This is a genomic window from Mycobacterium ulcerans subsp. shinshuense (genome assembly GCF_002355775.1).
GTDB lineage: Bacteria > Actinomycetota > Actinomycetes > Mycobacteriales > Mycobacteriaceae > Mycobacterium > Mycobacterium marinum.
In genome coordinates this window covers 1,520,751-1,538,231 of the sequence record NZ_AP017624.1, presented here as the reverse complement: position 1 = coordinate 1,538,231, position 17,481 = coordinate 1,520,751, and the positions used below count along the sequence as shown (strand labels likewise).

Sequence of the window (17,481 nt, the reverse complement as noted above, 5' to 3'; positions counted from 1 at the left end):
CGCTTAGTCGCGCGCTGCCGCCCAAGATTCAATGATCACGCGGGCGATCGAAATCGATCCCGGCAGCAGCAATTTTGCGTCCGATGCACTCGTCCAATCACCGACCGCAAGGGCGGCTCGCACCTCATCGCGGGTAAACCAGGCCGCCTCGGCGATCTCGCCGTCATTAAAGGAAAAGTCTTCATCTGGGTCACCCACCGCATGGAAACCGACCATCAGCGAGCGCGGTAAGGGCCAGGGCTGGCTGCCCAGATAACGCACATCGCGCACCGTCAGACCGATTTCCTCACGAATCTCCCGGGCGACACAGACTTCGAACGATTCGCCGGCCTCCACAAACCCGGCCAGCAGCGAGAACATCCGGTGCGGCCAGATTGCCTGGCGGGCCAGCACCACCCGGTCGCCGCCATCGTGCACCAAGCAGATCACCGCGGGGTCGATGCGCGGGAACTCCTCGTGGCCGGTCAGGGAGTTCACTCGCGACCAGCCGGCCCTGGCCGGTTTGGTCGGACTGCCGTCGACTGGGCTGAACCGCGAACCGTCGTGCCAGTTCAATAAGGCCATGGCAGATGCCACCAGCTGGCTGCTGGTGTCATCGATGATGCTGCCGAGTTTGCGCAGGTCGGCCACCCCGGACTGAGCTCCAGGATCCTCGGGAGCTTCCAGCGCGGCTCGGACTGCCCAGACATGGCGACCGCCCTCGAGACAGCCCAAAAACACCGCCTCCGGCGGCGGCTTCTCGGCGAAATCGGCGGCCGGGCTGAGCACCACCCGGCCGTCGGCCACCAATACCCGATTACGAGAATCCACCCTCATCAGCGCCGCATCGGCCCACCCCGCGGCCGCCGCTTCGACGTCGGTTCGCAAGTGGTCGGCCCGGTCTGCGCCGATGCGGGACAACAACGGAACCTCGCGCAGCTGGAAGTCCACGCTAGCTCTCACCCCCCTGGCGACCCGGCTGCGCCGAGCTTACGATCGCCCCGCCGCCACCTTGGTGGCGACCCGCTGCCCCCGGCTGCGCCGCGCTTGCGATCGCCACGCCGCCACCTTGGTGGCGACCCGCTGCCCCCGGCTGCGCCGCGCTTGCGATCGCCACGCCGCCACCTTGGTGGCGACCCGCTGCCCCCGGCTGCGCCACGCTTCCGATCGCCACTAGTGCCCCCGTGTTGCGGATGTAGAGCAGGCGGTCGTTGGCCTCAATGGCGTCCACTTCGGGGGCGCCGATGCGCAGCAACTGGCCACCACGAACGACACCGAGCACGATGTCGCGCAAATGACGCGGAGATCCACCGATCTCGCTTTGTTCCACCTCGCGTTCGGCGATGGCCAGCCCGGCATCCGGAGTGAGCAGATCTTCGATCATCTGGACGACACTGGGTGTGGTGGTGGCCAGCCCCAGCAGCCGGCCGGCGGTTTCGGAAGAAACCACCACCGAGTCGGCTCCCGACTGCTCGAGTAGGTGCTGGTTCTCAGCCTCTCGGATGGATGCCACGATCTGCGACTTGGGCGAAATCTCGCGAGCCGTCAACGTGACCAGCGCCGCGGTGTCATCGCGACTGGCGGCCACGATGATCGAGGCCGCGTGCTGTGCACCGGCCAACCGCAGCACATCGGATTTGGTGGCGTCACCGTGCACGGTGACCAACCCGGCCGCGGCGGCGCGGTCGAGGGCGCCCCGGTCGGTGTCGACAACAACGATCTCACCGGGAACGGCCTCGTCGCCGAGCATTGCGCTGATTGCCGTCTTGCCCTTGGTGCCATAGCCGATGACCACGGTGTGGTTACGCACTCTGCTCCTCCAACGCTGGATCTTCAGTGCCTGACGCGACGTTTCGGTGACAACCTCGAGCGTCGTCCCGACCAGCAAAATCAGAAACGCAATCCTCAGCGGTGTGATGATCAGGACGTTCGCCGCGCGCGCCAGTTCGGAAATCGCTGTGATGTCGCCATACCCGGTGGTCGACAGGGTCACCGCCGAGTAATACAGGCAGTCCACGAAGGACAGTTCATCACCCTGCGAATCGTGATACCCATCGCGATCCAGATAGACCATGATGGCACCCGCCAGCAGCGCCGCCAAGGCGATCGTCACCCTGCGCGTAATGATGCGAGCAGGACTGGCCTGCCCTTGAGGAATACGCAGCACGCCGATAAGCGCGTAACTGGGCTGAGCGGTCAGTCTCTCGTCGAGACGCCTCAGCCGCCGCCAACTACCTTTCGCCACGGAAATCCGTCATCGGCTAACCCCAATGCACGACACAGGCACGAGAAACATGTAACCACGATTAGCAACTGCAAGGCGGATCGGAGTCGGCGAGCAACTCGGCCAACACCATCCCATCAGGCAGCTCATCGGGGATGACGGTGACTCCGGTGCGCACATAGTGAAAGGCGGTACGCACCGACGATTCGGGGCATCCGCGCAGGGCAGCCCACGCCATCCGGTACACAGCCAGCTGAACGGCGGCTTGCCGCATGGCTTCGGGCCCACGCGGCGGCTCACCGGTCTTCCAGTCGACGACGGTTGCGCCGCCATCGGGGTCTTCGAATACCGCGTCGATGCGGCCCCTCACCACGGTGTCGCCGACCGGCATTTCGAATGGCACCTCGACGGCGATCGGCGTGCGCGCCGCCCAAGGAGATCCGGCGAAGGCCTCCTGCAACGGCGCAAGATCCTCGACTTGGCCCACATCGGAGTCGGCAGCACCCGGGAGGTCCCCCAAGTCGAACAGCAGCTCCGCGCCGTAGAACTGCTGTACCCATGTGTGAAAGGCATTGCCCAGCTGGGCATGCGGATCCGGCCGAGTCGGTAAGCGATGCACCAACCGTTGCCTGGCCCCCACCGGGTCGCGGGCCAGCTCGACGAGCCCGCTCACCGTCAACTGGTTCGGCAACGCTCGCGTCGGCGGCCCCACGGCACGCGCCCGCTCGGCCAACAGCGCATCGACGTCGGCTGTCCAGCCCTCGATATCGGCGACCGCGGCACCGCCAGCGGGGGCCTCGACACCGGCATCGGCAGAGATCGCCTCCGCGACCAACCTGGCCCCACGTTCGACATCGCCGCGCCGCGTGGCCAACGGATCAGTTGGCCAAACCGCTTCGACAACGTCGTCCAGCAGCGGGTTCCGTTCACCAGCGACCGGTGCCCGATCCCACTGATCCACCATCCCGCAGGGATCGCCGGCCGCGGCCGACCGCTCGATGATGTCCTTGAGTTCACACAAGAAGTCCGATGGTCCGCGCGGCTTCAGCCCGGTGGCCCCCCAGTGGTGACCCGATACCAGCACGGTGTCCTCGGCCCGGGTAACGCCGACGTAGAGCAACCGGCGCTCCTCATCGACGCGCCGCTGATCTAGCTGCTCCCGATGCGCGGAAATGGTGTCCGACAACTGCTTTCGGTTTGTCACCGCCGAGGTATCTAGCACCGGGATGCCCAGCGCGCCCACCGACGCCCGGTCCCCCCGAAGCAACGGCGGTAACTCGCCCGGATCGGTGAGCCAACTGCTTCGCGACGCGGTCGACGGGAAAACACCTGCCGATAGATGTGCCACCGCCACCACCTGCCATTCCAGGCCCTTCGCGGCATGCACGGTGAGCACTTGAACTCGGTCCCGTGCCACCGTCAACTGGGCCGGCGGTAACCCGTTCTCTACCTCCGCCGCGACATCGAGATAGGCGAGCAGACCGTCCACCGATGCCTTGGTGGACAGGGTGCTACCAGCCGAGATGGCGGCCCGCTCGGCGTAGTCGGCGACCACGTCGGCAAACGCATCGAGGTGCTCGGCACCGGCCCATGCCCCCGAAGCCGTCGCCGCGGCACGGACATCGCAATCCAGCCCAAGCACGCGTCGCACCTCGGCGACAAGATCCGGCAGCCAATGACCAAGATGCCCACGCAGGGCGTTCAATTCCGCTGCCAGCGCACCGATGCGCTCGTAGCCCGCCGACGAGTACCAGTCGGCGGGGCCCGGGTCGCAGATGGCATCGGCCAGACACGCCGTATCGGTGTCCGGACCCGCCGCCGCCGCGACGGCGCCGGGAGAGACCGATGCGCCCACCTGAAGACCGCCCACCAACGCGACCGCCCGTCGCCAAAGTGCGGCGACGTCGCTGCCGCCCAACCGCCAGCGCGGACCGGTCAACACTCGCATCGCCGCGGCCCCGGCCGTCGGGTCACCCACCAGTCGCAGCATCGCTACCAGGTCGGCCACCTCCGGAATGGACAACAGGCCGGCCAGCCCGACAACCTCAACCGGGATTCCCCGCGCAACCAGTGCATCGGCGATGGGTGCGGCGTCGGCGTTGCGGCGCACCAGCACCGCTGCCGTCGGCGGGCTAACCCCGTCGGCCGCCGCGCGCTGATAGTGACCCTGCAATTGGTCTGCGATCCAGTCCCGTTCGGCCTGCACATCGGCGAGTAGCGCACAACAAACCGCCCCGGCCGGCGCATCCGGGCGCGAACGCAGTGCATGTACGGCCACCGACCGCCGGCGGGGCTCCGCCGAGATCGCGTTTGCCAGGTGCAGTACGCGCGGCGGGTTGCGCCAGCTGGTCCGCAGCTCCAGAACCGGTGCCGGGGCACCGTCGGACAGCGCGAAATCCGTGCTGAACCGGGGCAAGTTCGTCGCCGAGGCACCACGCCAGCCGTAGATCGACTGAATCGGATCACCGACTGCCGTCAACGCCAACCCGTCATCGACGCCGCCACCAAACAGTGCCGACAGCGCGATGCGCTGGGAGTGTCCGGTGTCCTGGTACTCGTCGAGCAACACGACGCGGTACCGGCTGCGCAGCTCCCCGCCGACCTGCGGGCACGTCGCTGCCAGCCGTGCGGCGGCGGCCATCTGCATTCCGAAGTCCATCACCTTGGCGGCGCGCATCCGCTCATGCAACGCGTCGAGCAAGGGCACCAGCTCGGCCCGCTCGGTCTGGGTGGCCAGCATCCGCAACAGCCACTGATTCGGGCCGCTATCGCGCTGGTTTGGGCCCGCCGGCAGGGCGTGCACGAGTCGTTCCAGCTCGATGTCGGTATCGCGAAGCTGCCGGGTGTCAACCAGGTGCTCGGCGAGCTGGCCCCACAGCCGCAGCACCGTGGCGGTGACCGCCGCCGGGGTCTTCTGGGTGCACAGCTCACCGCGATATCCGTTGACGACCTCGAACGCCAGCTGCCACAGCTCTGTCTCGCTGAGCAACCGGGTGTCGGGCTCGATGGGCAGCAACAAGCCGTGGTCACGCAGCAGTGAGCCGGCAAATGCGTGATAAGTGCTGACCGTGGGCGCACCCGCTGCTTCGCCGACGGCGACACCCACGGCGGTACCTGCCAATCGGGCCAGCCGCGACCGGACACGGCGCAGCAATTGGCCGGCAGCCTTGCGGGTGAACGTCAAGCCCAACACCTGGCCTGGTTCGGCGTAGCCGTTGGCGACCAGCCAAACCACCCGGGCGGCCATCGTCTCGGTCTTGCCCGCTCCCGCGCCCGCGATGACAACCAACGGACCCGGAGGGGCGGCGATAACGGCGGCCTGCTCGTCGGTGGGCGGGAAAATTCCTAGCGCACTTGCTATCTCATCCGGGCTGTAGCGCGGGTTCATCGCGGCGACCGGTCGGTGTGGGCCGGACACGACGGCCGGATCGGGCAGTGCGAGCAGCCATCGTTGCGCCGAGCGATGAAGTGCGGCCCGGCCGCTGCCTCGGCAGCCTGACGGACCAGATTGCGCCACTGGTCACGAGCGGCCGGCGTCAGTGGATCCTGATCCCGTTGGGCGGCACCGGCGGCCGCGCTCTTGCCCGGATAGACCAGTCGCGCACCACCGGGCTCGGCACCGGCCTCCACCATCCCCTCGGCCACCGCAAGCTGATACATGGCCAGCTGGGCATTTTGCTGTGCGTCGTCCTTGCTGACTGGTGTCTTTGCGGTCTTGATGTCGACGATCACCAATCGCCCCGCACCGTCGCGCTCGAGCCGATCGACCCGTCCCCGCAGACGAATTGCGCCGCCGTCGTCGCGGGCCGCGTCCAGGACTCCATCGATGTCGATCTCGACTCCCACTTCGGTCAGTTCACTGCGCGTCTGGCCCCGCCACTCGACAAACGCCTGGATCATCGCTCGGTGCCGGGCAAGCTCGTTGCTCGAAAACCAATCCGCCTCGAACGGCAGGAGCTTCCACACCCGGGCCAGCTCGGCCAGCAGTTGCTCTTCACTTGCGCCCGGCTCGGCGATCAGCGCATGCAGCACCGAACCGATGGTGGCTCGCAGGTCACGCGGGTTGGTCCCACCATGACGTTCGGCCAGCCAACGCAGCGGACAGTCGTTGAGGGTCTGCAGGGTGGAGGGCGTCAGCGTGACAACATCGCCGGCGCCGTAGAGCGCAGCAGTCGTGCTCACCGGGATCAGCCCGTGCCATCCCGCGGGATCGGCCCCCGCCACGCCGGCCTTGGCCAACCGAGCCAATTGTGTTGCTGCACATTGCCGGGCAGCGTCGTCAACCGCGCCGTCCGGCGCGCACACCACGCCGCGCAATCTGCCCACCACCGCCGCGGCCGACAGCACGCGCGGCGCCGAAACCGGCGGCGCTGCGACGGCTTGGCTGTCCCCGTTGGCCCACTGCGCGATCTCGAAGAAGAATTCCGACGGAAGCGCGGCCTGCTGGCCACCCCCGCTCGTGTCGCCGTCGACGGCAGTCACCAGTAGTTGCCGCCGCGCCCGGCCCATTGCCGCCAGCAACAGCCGGCGTTCCTCGGCCAGTAGCGGTGCCCGCGCCGAGGCATTGCCGCTGACGCCGTCGAGTTCATCAAGCAGGCGCTGCGTGGCCAGCACTCCCCCGCGCGGAATCGTGTTGGGCCACAAGCCGTCCTGCAATCCGGCGATGACCACCAGGTCCCATTCATGACCGAGCGCCGCGTGCGCGCTGAGCACCCGGACCTGCTCGTTCTGTGCTACCGGCTCCTCGCTGACTCGAGGCAACTGCAGGGCCGCAACGTGCTCGAGGAGTCCGCTCAGTGATGCGCCCGACGTGCGCGAGACGTACTGGTCGGTGATGTCGAACAAGGCCGTTACCGCTTCAAGGTTGCGGGTCGCCTGGACACCGGCCGGGCCGCCGCGATCGATGGCTGCGAGCCAGCGATTCTGCAGACCCGACCGATGCCATGCGGCCCACAGGATGTAGCGCGGGTCTTGGCCCGCACGGTGGCATCGCGTTGCCGCGGCCAGCACGGCACGCACCCGCCGTAGCGGCCCAAACTGTGGCCCTGGCGGCTGGTTTGACCCCGCTGACCCGACTGCAGGGCGCCCATCCTCGGACAACGTCGCAACCAGCAAGTCCCCGAAATCCTCTGGCGAACGACCGGCGACGGCGCGCCGCAGGGTGCGGCGCAGCTGCCGCAGCCTGACGGGGTCCACGCGGCCGATGGGTCCGCTGATCAGTGCCAGCGCCTGATCGGCGTTGAGCCCTTCGGCGGTCGCAGCCAGAACCGTAAGCAGCGCGCCTACCGCGGGTTCCTCGGCCAGTGACCCCCCGATCGGGGGTATCGACACCGGAACACCCGCGGCCGCCAGTGCCCGCGGCAGCCGCGCGGCGACCCGGGGTACCGACCTGACGATCACCGCCATCTGCGACCACGGAACTCCGTCGACCAGATGTGCCCGTCGCAGCGCATCGGCGATCGCCGCCGCCTCCGCATGCGCCGTGGCGGCCAGGCGCACGGTGACCGGCCCGTCCTCGGTTCCGGTGCCATCGATGTGGCGACCGGCACTGCCGCCCGGCAGCCGGCGGGCGATGCCGCTGACGGCGCGCGCCACGGCGGGGGCACAGCGATGCGACATCGTCAAGGTCACCGCCGGACCGCCGTCCAGCGGGCCGCCCAGCAATCCGGCGGGCTCACCGCCGCGAAAACCGAACACCGCCTGGTTGGGGTCGCCAGCGATCAAGGCGAACTCGGCACCGGCCGCCAGCACCTCAACCAGCCTTGCCGCCTGCGGATCGAGTTGCTGAGCGTCGTCAACCAGCAAGAACCGCAGCCGCGCACGTTCGGCGGCCAGCAATTCGGGATCGCTGGCGAAGGCCTCCAGTGCGCTCCCGACCAGTTCGACGGCACCCAATGCCGGTGCGGTGGCTTGTGGCGTCGCCGTCCCGACCGCCGCGCGCAACAACATCACCTGCTCGTACTGTCGGGCGAATCGGCCGGCAGCGGCCCATTCGGGGCGTCCGCTGCGACGGCCCAGCCGCTCCAACTCCATTGGGTCTACCCCGCGTTCGGCGCAGCGTGCCAGGAGGTTTCGGAGCTCGGTCGCGAATCCCGCGGTCGTCAGGGCGGGCAGCAGGTGTCGCGGCCAGGCCGACCTGGCACTCGGTCCGTCTTCGAGGTCCCCGGCAAGCAGTTCCCGAATGATGGCGTCCTGTTCGGCGCTGGTCAGCAGCCGCGGCGGCGCATCGCCGGTGCGTTCGGCCGCCCGCCGCAGCACCGCGTAGGCGTAACTGTGCACGCTACGCACCAACGGCTCACGGACCGCGGCGCGGCCGGTCCCGGTGGTGTGTGAGCGCAGTAGCGCCGTGGTCAACGAGCTGCGCGCCCGCATCCCCATCCGGCCGGAACCGGTAAGCAGCAGAACCGATTCCGGATCGGCACCCGCGGCGATATGAGCGATTGCCGCCTGTACCAGCAAGGCGCTCTTCCCGGTGCCGGGACCACCCAGGACCCGCACCAGTCCCCGTGACCCCGGCGTCAGCAGCTCCCGCGCCTCGGCACCCCAGCTCAGTGACATGACGGCATGCAATCACAGGGGTCTGACAAGGTTGGCCCGGCTGATGGCGGCCAAGGCGCCAGATCGGACCAAATTCGCTAGTGCATAGGTGGTTTCAGGTACAAAGCTGGCCGCGGTGCGGCCAAGCCGACTCGGCAGGGCTCGGCTAGCGCCGCTCGAACGCCGCCTGCAGCAGCCCCGCGTCGAACCCGCTCGGCGCCTGGCCGGAAACGGCGTACTGGTAAACCGCAACGCGGAAGATCTGGCCCAGCGCACCCGAGATCAACGAGACGACAATGATGCAGGCGACCGCGATCGCCACCACGGCGGCAGCCAGCACCGGCTGATTGACCGCAAGTAGCGCGACGGCACCCCCCACGCCGGTGAGCACGATCATGATGCTGACCAGCCAGATGATCACCGTGATGGTGGCGGACCCGGTTGCGCTTTCACCCCACCGCGCCTTGACGACGGTCGCCGAACGTTTCAGGGATTCGATCGGCCCGCTGCCCTCGAGCGCCACGACTGGGATCACGAAAAACGTTGCGATGGCCCAAGCGGCTCCGGTCAGCCAGACCGCGATCTTGCCCAACAGCGGCATCCGTTCTTCAAGGGCCCACAGGATCAGCCCAACCGTGGTGGCCACCAGAGTCCAACCCAGGATCGGGCCGATGCGGTGCATGGCGGCCCTGACCCCATCGCTGACCTTGGTGTCCTCACCGCGCATGGAACGCGCCGCGCAAGCGGCCAGTGCCACGTTGAAGAAGATGGCGATGAAAGTGGACACGTACGCCGTTGCCAAGCCGGCAATGTAGAAGACCGGGTCATGCTCGTCGATGTATTGGCCGTCAAACACTCCCCGCAGGATCAGCGTGGGCGCCCAGATGGCGACCACGGCCAGGAACGCGAAAAGCGTGGAAAGAAGTGGGAACAGCATCAGCGACAGGTCGCCTTTGAGGATCCGCCAGCTCTGCCCGGTCAGCGCCCAACCGCGCTTGATGCTGTCCATTGCTGCTCCCGGTGGATTTCGGCCCGCTCCACGCCGTCAAACGTGAAAAGTTCGCTGGCGCGCACTGTGAACGGCTATCGTAGCCCGCGGCAACAGCAACGGCGACGGGCATCAGGTCAGGCCGATTAAGCTGGCTTGATGCCGGATGTCTACGGCAGGAGTATCGATCATGAACAATGCCGACAACAATGCCGAAGTAGTAGGTACACCCGATCCCGTGCCTGAAGGTGATGCCGCCGAACAGAGCATTCCGGCCGGTTACGACGAAGAGCCGGGGTTGGACACCGAGTACCTGAGCGACGCCGGGGACCGCGATGCCAACGAAGCCGATGTGATCGATCAGGCCTACATCGTCGCGACCTCCGACGACGACTTGGGCGCTGACCGCTGATCGGTGTTTTTGCCGCGCACCTCCCTCGAGGGGCGACGGGTGCTCGACCTGGCGCCATCGACACGTGAGCACCGACCTGCACGTGCACCGCTATGGCCCCGAGGAACCCGTGCGGGTGCTGACCATCCATGGCGTCACCGAGCATGGGCAATCCTGGGAATACCTGGCCGGCTACTTGCCCGAAGTCAACATCGCCGCACCGGATTTGCTGGGCCACGGCAGATCGTCGTGGGCCGCGCCCTGGAGCATCGATGCCAACGTTTCGGCATTGGCCGCATTGCTCAAGGACCAAGCCGACGGGCCGGTAGTGGTGGTGGGGCACTCCTTTGGCGGGGCGGTGGCGCTGCAACTGGCCGCGGCGCATCCGGACCTGGTCGCAGCGCTGATACTGCTGGATCCCGCGATCGGTTTGGATGGTTCACGGGTGCGCGAGGTGGTCGACGCCATGGTGGCCTTCCCCGACTACACCGACCCGGCCGAGGCGCGAATGGAGCGGGCATACGGCGCGTGGGCGGACGTGGATCCCGCGGTGCTCGACGCCGAACTCGACGAGCACCTCATCACCCTGCCGAACGGGCGGTACAGCTGGCGAATCAGCCTGCCCGCCATGGTATGCTACTGGAGTGAGCTCGCCCGCGACGCCGCGCTGCCTCCCCCGGGAATCGCGACCACGCTGGTGCGGGCGGTGCGTGCCGATCCGCAGTACGTCAGCGGCGAACTCATCGCGGCCCTGCGGGAACGGCTGGGAGCCGACTTCGCCCTGCGGGAATTCGAGTGCGGACACATGGTTCCCCAGGCCAAACCCACTGAAGTCGCCACACTGATCCGCGAACAGCTGAAAACACCCTGACCATGGCCCCCGTCACCGACGAGCAGGTCGAGCGGGTCCGCCGGCTGGTCGCAGCGATTCCGTCGGGCAGGGTAGCCACCTATGGTGATATCGCCTCTGCCGCCGGGCTTTCCAGCCCCCGCATCGCCGGCTGGATCATGCGTACCGACTCGGTCGATCTGCACCGGGTGATCACTGCCTCCGGGCGTCCGGCCCGGCACCTGACCAGCCGCCAACTCGAGCTGCTGCGCGCCGAAGGGGTGCTCAGCGTGGACGGCAAGATCGCGCTGGATCAGGTGCGTTACGAATTCCCGCCCGGTTGCTAGAGCAACATCCGGATCAGCCCAGCGGTGCGGGCCAGACCCGGAAATGCCTCACTCGTAGAGCGGGGATGCAGCGCATGCACAGCCAGACGGAACATCAAGGCACGCAATAGCATTTGCGGCCATTCCGGCAGAGCACCCCACCGTTCGATGAGTCCGTCGTCGGCATCGCCCCAGGCCAGCGCGTCGATGACAACCACTCCGGCGGCCCAGGACGCGGGCCGCCAATACGGTGTGATGTCGGTGATCCCCGGCGGAGCCGTTCCGGCGAACAGCACGGTGCCGTAGAGGTCCCCATGCACCACCTGATTGGGGCTGCGCGTCGGTTTGCGAAGCGTCGCGAGGTGATTGACGAGTTCGATCGACTGCTCTGCGTCCTCGGTCATCTGGGTCGGGCGGGCCCCCGGCGGGATCGATTGCAAGGGTCGCTCCTCCCACGCGGCGCGGTCGGCGACGATGAAAACGTCGACCTCCGCCCACGGCGTGGCGGGCCCCTGGGTCAAAAACCGCGGCCGTTCCAGCTTGCTGGTGGCCTCGTGCAGTCGCACCGCCGCCGAAACGACCTCATCGTGGCGCGGCTCCGGTGTTCCGGCCACGAATGTATCTGCCCGCCAGCCGGAAACCACGTACCGCCCGTCGGTGGAACGGACCGGTCGGGCCAGGCGCACGCCGTCGACGAAGAGGGTCTCGCGTACCCGGGCCGACCAGGCCGCCCGGGCATTCTCTGCCACCATCGACAACACGACTTCACCGCACCGCCAGCCGCCTTCCCAGCTGGCGCCCAAAGAGGCGGGCTCCACACCGGTCAAACCAAATGCCGCCAACACGTGCTCGGGCGGTGGCTCGACACTCACGGCAGTCAGCCTAGTGGAGGCCCCGCGGGGCGCTGGGCCTGTATCCGGCTTAGAAGACATCCGGCTTAGTACATCACCATGTCGGGCTGCATCTGATTGGCCCAGGCCACGATCCCGCCCTGCAGGTGGACCGCATCGGCGAAACCGGCCTTCTTCAACGCGGCCAACGCCTCGGCCGACCGCACGCCGGTTTTGCAGTACAGCACCGTGGTGCGGTCTTGGGGCAGCTTCGCCAGACCCTCACCGGTGCTGATCAACGACTTGGGGATCAGTTGAGCTCCGTCGATGTGCACGATGTCCCACTCCACTTGCTCGCGCACGTCGATCAGGGCCAGCTTCTTGCCGGAGTCGATCATCGCGCGCAGTTCTTGCGGGGTGATGGTGGAGTCGCTGGCGGCCCTGGCGACGTCGTCGGAGACCACGCCACAGAACTGCTCGTAGTCGATCAGCGCGGTGATCTTCGGCGTCGCCGGATCCTTGCGAATCCTGATCGTGCGGTAGGTCATCTCCAACGCGTCATAGATCATCAGCCGGCCCAGCAGTGTCTCTCCGATCCCGGTGATCAGCTTCACCGCCTCAGTGCCCATAACCGACGCGATGGAGGCGCAGATGATGCCCAGCACCCCGCCTTCGGCACAGGAAGGCACCATTCCCGGCGGCGGCGGTTCGGGGTAGAGGTCTCGGTAATTGAGCCCCAGCCCGCCCGGGGCGTCCTCCCAGAACACCGATACCTGGCCCTCAAACCGGTAGATGGAACCCCACACATAGGGTTTTCCGGCCAGTACCGCGGCATCGTTGACCAGATAGCGGGTGGCGAAGTTGTCGGTGCCATCGATGATCAGGTCGTAGTGGCCAAACAGGTCGACCGCATTGTCGGATTCCAGCCGGAACTCGTGCAACCGGACCTCGATCAGGGGGTTGATCGCGACGATCGAGTCACGCGCCGACTGGGCTTTGGAGCGCCCGACGTCGGCGACGCCGTGAATGATCTGGCGCTGCAGGTTCGACTCGTCGACGACGTCGAAGTCGACGATGCCGATGGTGCCCACACCCGCGGCAGCCAGGTACAACAACGTGGGCGAACCCAGCCCTCCGGCACCGATCACCAGGACCCGCGCGTTCTTGAGTCGCTTCTGCCCGTCAACGCCCAGATCGGGGATGATCAGGTGGCGACTGTAGCGGGCCACCTCTTCGCGGCTCAGCGTTGCGGCGGGCGCAACCAGGGGCGGCAATGCTGTCGTGGACACCGAACATCTCCTCGGCAATCATGGCGGTTCAACGCCGATACACGTTGCCCAACCAATCACAGCAGGTACGCGGATAGGCGGCAACGATGCGCAACAGTGTTCAACAGCCAAACTGTCGGCGCAATTTCGGCACGCGGATCGGCGCCGAAGGACGGTGACGCCCCGCCGCTCTCAGGCGATCGGGTAGGGCCAGGGATTGAAATGACAGGTCTTGCCATCTGCCTTGACGAATTCGGGATCGAACGGCGCGGCCTCGTCATCCGACGTCGAGAAGGTCTGCTGCATCATCACCGGGGCCAGGCCGCCCGGCTTCTCGCAGGCCTCGTGCCGCAGGTACCCGATGGCGTGACCGACCTCGTGATTGATCACGTACTGCCGGTAGGAACCGATATCGCCCTCGAACGGTACGGCGCCGCGCACCCAGCGGGCTTCGTTGATGATGACCCTGGCCTGCCGGTCCGGGCCGTAGGACGGGTTGTAGCAGGATGTTTCCAGCGGGAATTCGTAGCCACATCCTTCGCGCACCCTGACCGGGGACACCAGCGAAATGCGGAAGTCGGGCTTTCCGGTATCAATCCGCATGAACGCAAATTGCGGATCGTGCGTCCACCCCTTGGGATTGGCCAGCGTCTGGTCAATCATCTGGGCGAACGCATCGTCGCCGCCGTACATCGTCGGGTCCAGGCCGTTCTCGACTTCGACGGTGTACTTGAACACCTTGCCGGTGCCCTGCCCCACCTGCGGTGTCGTACCCGGAACCACCCGCCAAGTCTTGTCCCCCGCCTGGGTATAGGGACCGCCCGCCGGCAGCGTGCCGGCGGGCAGATTCGCGTCGAATGTGGCCAGACCACGTGGCGGCGTGTCGATGATGGAAGTGCCGACCGAACCAATGTTGGGCGTGTCATGAACGGCCTCGGCCGCCGCCGGCTTCGGCGACGTGGTCCCGGTGACCGCCTGATAGCCGACGACCACGGTGAGCACCATCAGAACGGGTAAGGCATAAGCCCGCCACCCGTAGGTCGACACAAAGCGCCCCAGCCAGCTTTGTTTGCGCCACTGGCGCGGCCGGTCCCGATCGACGCGGGCCCGCCCGGTCGCCTGGCCGAGGGGGTCACGTTGGGCCCGTAAGGGCTCTCGCCACTCATCACGCAGCACAGGTACCTGACCGGAGCTGCGCGACGGGCGCGGATGCGTCATTTTCCCAGGATGGCACAGCCATCGCTGAGTAGACCCCTGGCACGCCCGAATGGACCGTCCGACTACTATCCACCGGCACCGATAGCGTCCAGTAAGGATCGACCCGGCGGCGCGGGTAGTAATGTCGTTGCGACAAACAGTGCGGCCGCGGGGTTGGCAAGTGGCCGACAAGCAGATGAGGACCGATGAGCGATCTCGCCAAGGCGGCGCAGCACCGCGCCGTCAGATCAGCCGACCGCGTGCGGTCGACTGAGGGCGCGACCCCCAAAGCGCGCGGTAACCGACTGCCCCGAGACGAGCGACGCGGCCAGCTGCTCATCGTCGCCAGCGACGTTTTCGTCGATCGCGGCTACCACGCCGCCGGCATGGACGAGATCGCCGAACGGGCGGGCGTCAGTAAACCTGTTCTTTACCAACACTTTTCGAGCAAGCTCGAACTCTATCTGGCGGTATTGAATCGGCACGTGGACAAGCTGGTGGCCGGGGTACAGCAAGCTCTGCGCACGACCACCGACAACCGGGGACGGCTGTATGCCGCGGTTCAGGCGTTCTTCGACTTCATCGAGCACGACAGCCAGGGTTACCGGCTGATCTTCGAAAACGACTACGTCACCGAACCCGAGGTCGCCGCGCAAGTGCGGGTTGCCACCGAATCCTGCATCGACGCGGTGTTCGCCCTGATCAGCGCCGATTCCGGGCTGGACCCGCACCGAGCGCGGATGATCGCGGTAGCCCTGGTCAGCATGAGCGTCGACTGCGCCCGATACTGGCTGGACTCCGACAGGCCGATCTCCAAGTCGGATGCCATCGAAGGCACCGTGCAGTTCGCCTGGGGCGGACTGTCGCACGTGCCGCTGGCTCGGTCTTAGCTGCGCGCCGCTTCCGCACCGACCCCGAAGCCAACCCGACGGGCGTCGGCCACTCCGATCTCGACATAGGCGATCTTGGCGGCGGCGACCAAGAACCGACGGCCCCGCTCGTCGTCCAAGCTCAACAAGCCCGAGTCATCACGCAGCGCTGCGCTGACGAGTTCTTCGACCTCGCCGGGCGTCTGCGCGCTGCCGAACACCAGCTCGCGCGGACTGTCCGTGATTCCGATCTTGACCTCCACGGGGGCCCCTTCCGTTGCTACTCCGTCGTCGACGTATCAGCAGCAGGCTAGTAGACGCGTTCGAGGCGCCGCACATCGGCCTGTCGGCCCGTACCAGCAGGTCACGGCTAGCAGATTGGTTCATCACAATTGGGTCTAACCTGGCCCGACACGCCATCGCAGCCCTGAAGCGGCACCGTCGCGTAGATACCATCGGCCCCATCAGCAACTCAGCTCACACCCAGTACGACACCGTCCGGGACGTCGAGGACTACCCGGACGATGAGAGCTATGGCGGCTACAGCGACTACGGCTACCAAGACAGCCAAGACGACCAAGACGAATACCCAGACAGCTATGCGGACCTCGCCTGGCCGGCGGATCGCCGGTGGCGCCCCGTCGCCGCGGTGCTGGGCGTCGTGGTGGCCCTGGGCGCCATCACGACCGCGCTCGTGATCAATAGTGGCGACAGCGCGACCACCAAGGGCAAGGTTGGCGTTCCGACGCCGCGGACAGTCATCTCTACGACACCGCGCACCACTGCGCCATCAGCGCCACCGCGGACGGCTCCCTATCCCAGCACCAGCACCAGGCCAGGCCCCGGCACCTCCGCGTCCCAACTCCCCCCGAAAACCTTCACAACGGTGACACCACCGGGCGCAGCGCCGACGTGGCCACCCACCGCCGTGGCGCCGCTGCCGGGCATGCAGCCGCTACCCGCCGAACCCCCCTCGGCCGCGCTGAATCCGCGCACCGTCATCTATCGCGTGACCGGAACCAAGCAACTCCTGGACATGGTGAACATCGTCTACACCGACGCACGCGGCTTCCCCGTCACCGAGTTCAATGTGGCCCTGCCCTGGACCAAGATGGTGGTCTTGAACCCGGGCGTGCAGACCGAGTCGGTGGTCGCGACCAGCATCTACGGCCGTTTGAACTGCGCGATTGTCAACGCGCAGGGACAGCTGGTGGTGGCATCCACCAACACGTCGATCATCGCGACGTGCACCCGCTAGCGCCGAGGGCAGTCAGCCGAGGCCGAGCTCACTCATCCGCTTGTCATGCGTCTACTGCAGACGTTCGAAGAACGTGCCGAGCTGGCTGAGACCACCGGTACCGGCGACCACCAGGTCGACCAGCTCGTCGTGGTCGGCCAGCAGGAACTGGGCCTGCGTGATGGCCTCGCCCAACAGACGACGCGACCACAGCGCCAGCCGACTGCGCTGTTTCCCGCTGGTTGTCACCGCGGCACGCACCTCAGCGATAACGAACTGAGAGTGGCCGGTCTCGGCCAACGCCGCCCGGACCACGTCCGCAACTTCATCGGGCAGCCCGCCCGCGATCTGCAGGTAGAGATCGGCGGCCAGTGCGTCACCCACATAGGTCTTCACCAAGGCTTCCAGCCACGTACTCGGCGTGGTCAGCCGGTGGTAATTCTCCAGCGGCGAGACGTACTTGGACATGGCCGGCACCACATCGACACCGCGCCGTTCCAGCGCGTCCCGCAACAGCTCGTAATGCCCCATCTCAGCCGACGCAATGCTCGCCATCGAAACACGTCCCCACAGGTCCGGGGCCATCCGCGCCTCGTCGGTCAGCCGGTAGAAGGCGGCCACCTCGCCATAGGCCAGCAATGCGAACAACTCGTTGACGCCGGGTGATCCGCCGATAGCTGTGGCCCGGTCGAATCGGCCACCTGATCGGCGGATGAGGGCGAAGTCATGGCAACACTCTAGTCGGCGAGAACGACGGAAAGCCGGTGGCCGTGAGCCGACCAGCTATGATGAAGGTTAGGTAGCGG

General features: G+C 66.9%; 13 protein-coding genes and 2 pseudogenes. 5 read left to right on the top strand and 10 right to left on the bottom strand.

Going from position 1 to position 17,481, the window contains the following annotated elements:
* Positions 1-3: 3 nt before the first annotated feature.
* From nudC to SHTP_RS07030, 5 genes and pseudogenes are all read right to left on the bottom strand, one after another.
* Positions 4-942: an NAD(+) diphosphatase gene (gene nudC / locus SHTP_RS07055; protein ID WP_172900517.1), complete on the bottom strand. Its 939-nt coding sequence runs from the start codon at positions 940-942 to the stop codon at positions 4-6.
* Between the two features lie 217 nt (positions 943-1,159).
* Positions 1,160-2,224: pseudogene (locus tag SHTP_RS07045) on the bottom strand (potassium channel family protein); the annotation flags it as partial.
* Positions 2,225-2,285: 61 nt separating this feature from the next.
* Entirely contained in the window at positions 2,286-5,591 is a 3,306-nt protein-coding gene (locus tag SHTP_RS07040; RefSeq protein WP_096372363.1) for an ATP-dependent helicase, read from the bottom strand.
* Positions 5,588-8,761, bottom strand: coding sequence for a PD-(D/E)XK nuclease family protein (locus SHTP_RS07035; protein WP_096370161.1), 3,174 nt, complete (start codon positions 8,759-8,761; stop codon positions 5,588-5,590). The genes SHTP_RS07040 and SHTP_RS07035 overlap by 4 nt, the downstream gene beginning before the upstream one ends.
* Positions 8,762-8,906: 145 nt before the next feature.
* Entirely contained in the window at positions 8,907-9,749 is an 843-nt protein-coding gene (locus SHTP_RS07030) for a DUF6159 family protein (RefSeq protein WP_096370160.1), read from the bottom strand.
* 169 nt (positions 9,750-9,918) lie between these two features.
* Here SHTP_RS07030 and SHTP_RS07025 point away from each other — a divergent pair, with 169 nt between their 5' ends.
* The 3 genes from SHTP_RS07025 (at position 9,919) to SHTP_RS07015 (ending at position 11,295) form a co-directional block, all read left to right on the top strand.
* Complete coding sequence (locus SHTP_RS07025) at positions 9,919-10,140, top strand: Rv3202a family protein (RefSeq protein WP_012393222.1); 222 nt, start codon at positions 9,919-9,921, stop codon at positions 10,138-10,140.
* A gap of 64 nt (positions 10,141-10,204) precedes the next feature.
* Positions 10,205-10,990, top strand: coding sequence for an alpha/beta fold hydrolase (locus tag SHTP_RS07020; RefSeq protein ID WP_157756284.1), 786 nt, complete (start codon positions 10,205-10,207; stop codon positions 10,988-10,990).
* Positions 10,991-10,992: 2 nt separating this feature from the next.
* Positions 10,993-11,295 (top strand): MGMT family protein, encoded by a 303-nt coding sequence (locus SHTP_RS07015; RefSeq protein WP_096370159.1) that lies wholly within the window; start codon positions 10,993-10,995, stop codon positions 11,293-11,295.
* Here the strand turns inward: SHTP_RS07015 and SHTP_RS07010 are convergent.
* The 3 genes from SHTP_RS07010 to SHTP_RS07000 all read right to left on the bottom strand — a co-directional run bounded on the left by SHTP_RS07010 (position 11,292) and on the right by SHTP_RS07000 (position 14,590).
* On the bottom strand, positions 11,292-12,146 hold the full coding sequence (locus tag SHTP_RS07010) for a TIGR02569 family protein (protein ID WP_012393219.1): 855 nt from the start codon (positions 12,144-12,146) through the stop codon (positions 11,292-11,294). The genes SHTP_RS07015 and SHTP_RS07010 overlap by 4 nt on opposite strands.
* Positions 12,147-12,211: 65 nt before the next feature.
* A complete protein-coding gene (gene moeZ, locus SHTP_RS07005) occupies positions 12,212-13,393 on the bottom strand; it encodes an adenylyltransferase/sulfurtransferase MoeZ (RefSeq protein WP_012393218.1) in 1,182 nt (393 codons plus the stop codon).
* Between the two features lie 171 nt (positions 13,394-13,564).
* The gene (locus SHTP_RS07000; RefSeq protein ID WP_096370158.1) at positions 13,565-14,590 is read right to left on the bottom strand and encodes a DUF3152 domain-containing protein; all 1,026 of its coding nucleotides are present in this window, start codon (positions 14,588-14,590) and stop codon (positions 13,565-13,567) included.
* 185 nt (positions 14,591-14,775) lie between these two features.
* Here SHTP_RS07000 and SHTP_RS06995 point away from each other — a divergent pair, with 185 nt between their 5' ends.
* A complete protein-coding gene (locus SHTP_RS06995; protein ID WP_011740487.1) occupies positions 14,776-15,459 on the top strand; it encodes an HTH-type transcriptional activator FasR in 684 nt (227 codons plus the stop codon).
* Here the strand turns inward: SHTP_RS06995 and SHTP_RS06990 are convergent.
* Positions 15,456-15,701, bottom strand: a complete 246-nt coding sequence (locus tag SHTP_RS06990) for a DUF3107 domain-containing protein (RefSeq protein WP_012393216.1) — start codon at positions 15,699-15,701, stop codon at positions 15,456-15,458. The genes SHTP_RS06995 and SHTP_RS06990 overlap by 4 nt on opposite strands.
* 14 nt (positions 15,702-15,715) lie before the next feature.
* Here SHTP_RS06990 and SHTP_RS06985 point away from each other — a divergent pair, with 14 nt between their 5' ends.
* On the top strand, positions 15,716-16,696 hold the full coding sequence (locus SHTP_RS06985) for an MmpS family transport accessory protein (protein WP_096370157.1): 981 nt from the start codon (positions 15,716-15,718) through the stop codon (positions 16,694-16,696).
* Positions 16,697-16,747: 51 nt separating this feature from the next.
* Here SHTP_RS06985 and SHTP_RS06980 read toward each other — a convergent pair.
* Positions 16,748-17,403, bottom strand: a pseudogene (locus SHTP_RS06980) (ferritin-like fold-containing protein).
* Positions 17,404-17,481: the final 78 nt, after the last annotated feature.

What these genes read in the sequence shown, in the direction of transcription:
- SHTP_RS07015 (WP_096370159.1), top strand. Translation starts at nt 10,993, where the DNA reads ATGGCCCCCGTCACCGACGAGCAGGTCGAGCGGGTCCGCCGGCTGGTC.
- SHTP_RS07025 (WP_012393222.1), top strand. Translation starts at nt 9,919, where the DNA reads ATGAACAATGCCGACAACAATGCCGAAGTAGTAGGTACACCCGATCCC.
- SHTP_RS06995 (WP_011740487.1), top strand. Translation starts at nt 14,776, where the DNA reads ATGAGCGATCTCGCCAAGGCGGCGCAGCACCGCGCCGTCAGATCAGCC.
- SHTP_RS07040 (WP_096372363.1), bottom strand. Translation starts at nt 5,591, where the DNA reads ATGAACCCGCGCTACAGCCCGGATGAGATAGCAAGTGCGCTAGGAATT.
- SHTP_RS07030 (WP_096370160.1), bottom strand. Translation starts at nt 9,749, where the DNA reads ATGGACAGCATCAAGCGCGGTTGGGCGCTGACCGGGCAGAGCTGGCGG.
- SHTP_RS07000 (WP_096370158.1), bottom strand. Translation starts at nt 14,590, where the DNA reads ATGACGCATCCGCGCCCGTCGCGCAGCTCCGGTCAGGTACCTGTGCTG.
- SHTP_RS07035 (WP_096370161.1), bottom strand. Translation starts at nt 8,761, where the DNA reads ATGTCACTGAGCTGGGGTGCCGAGGCGCGGGAGCTGCTGACGCCGGGG.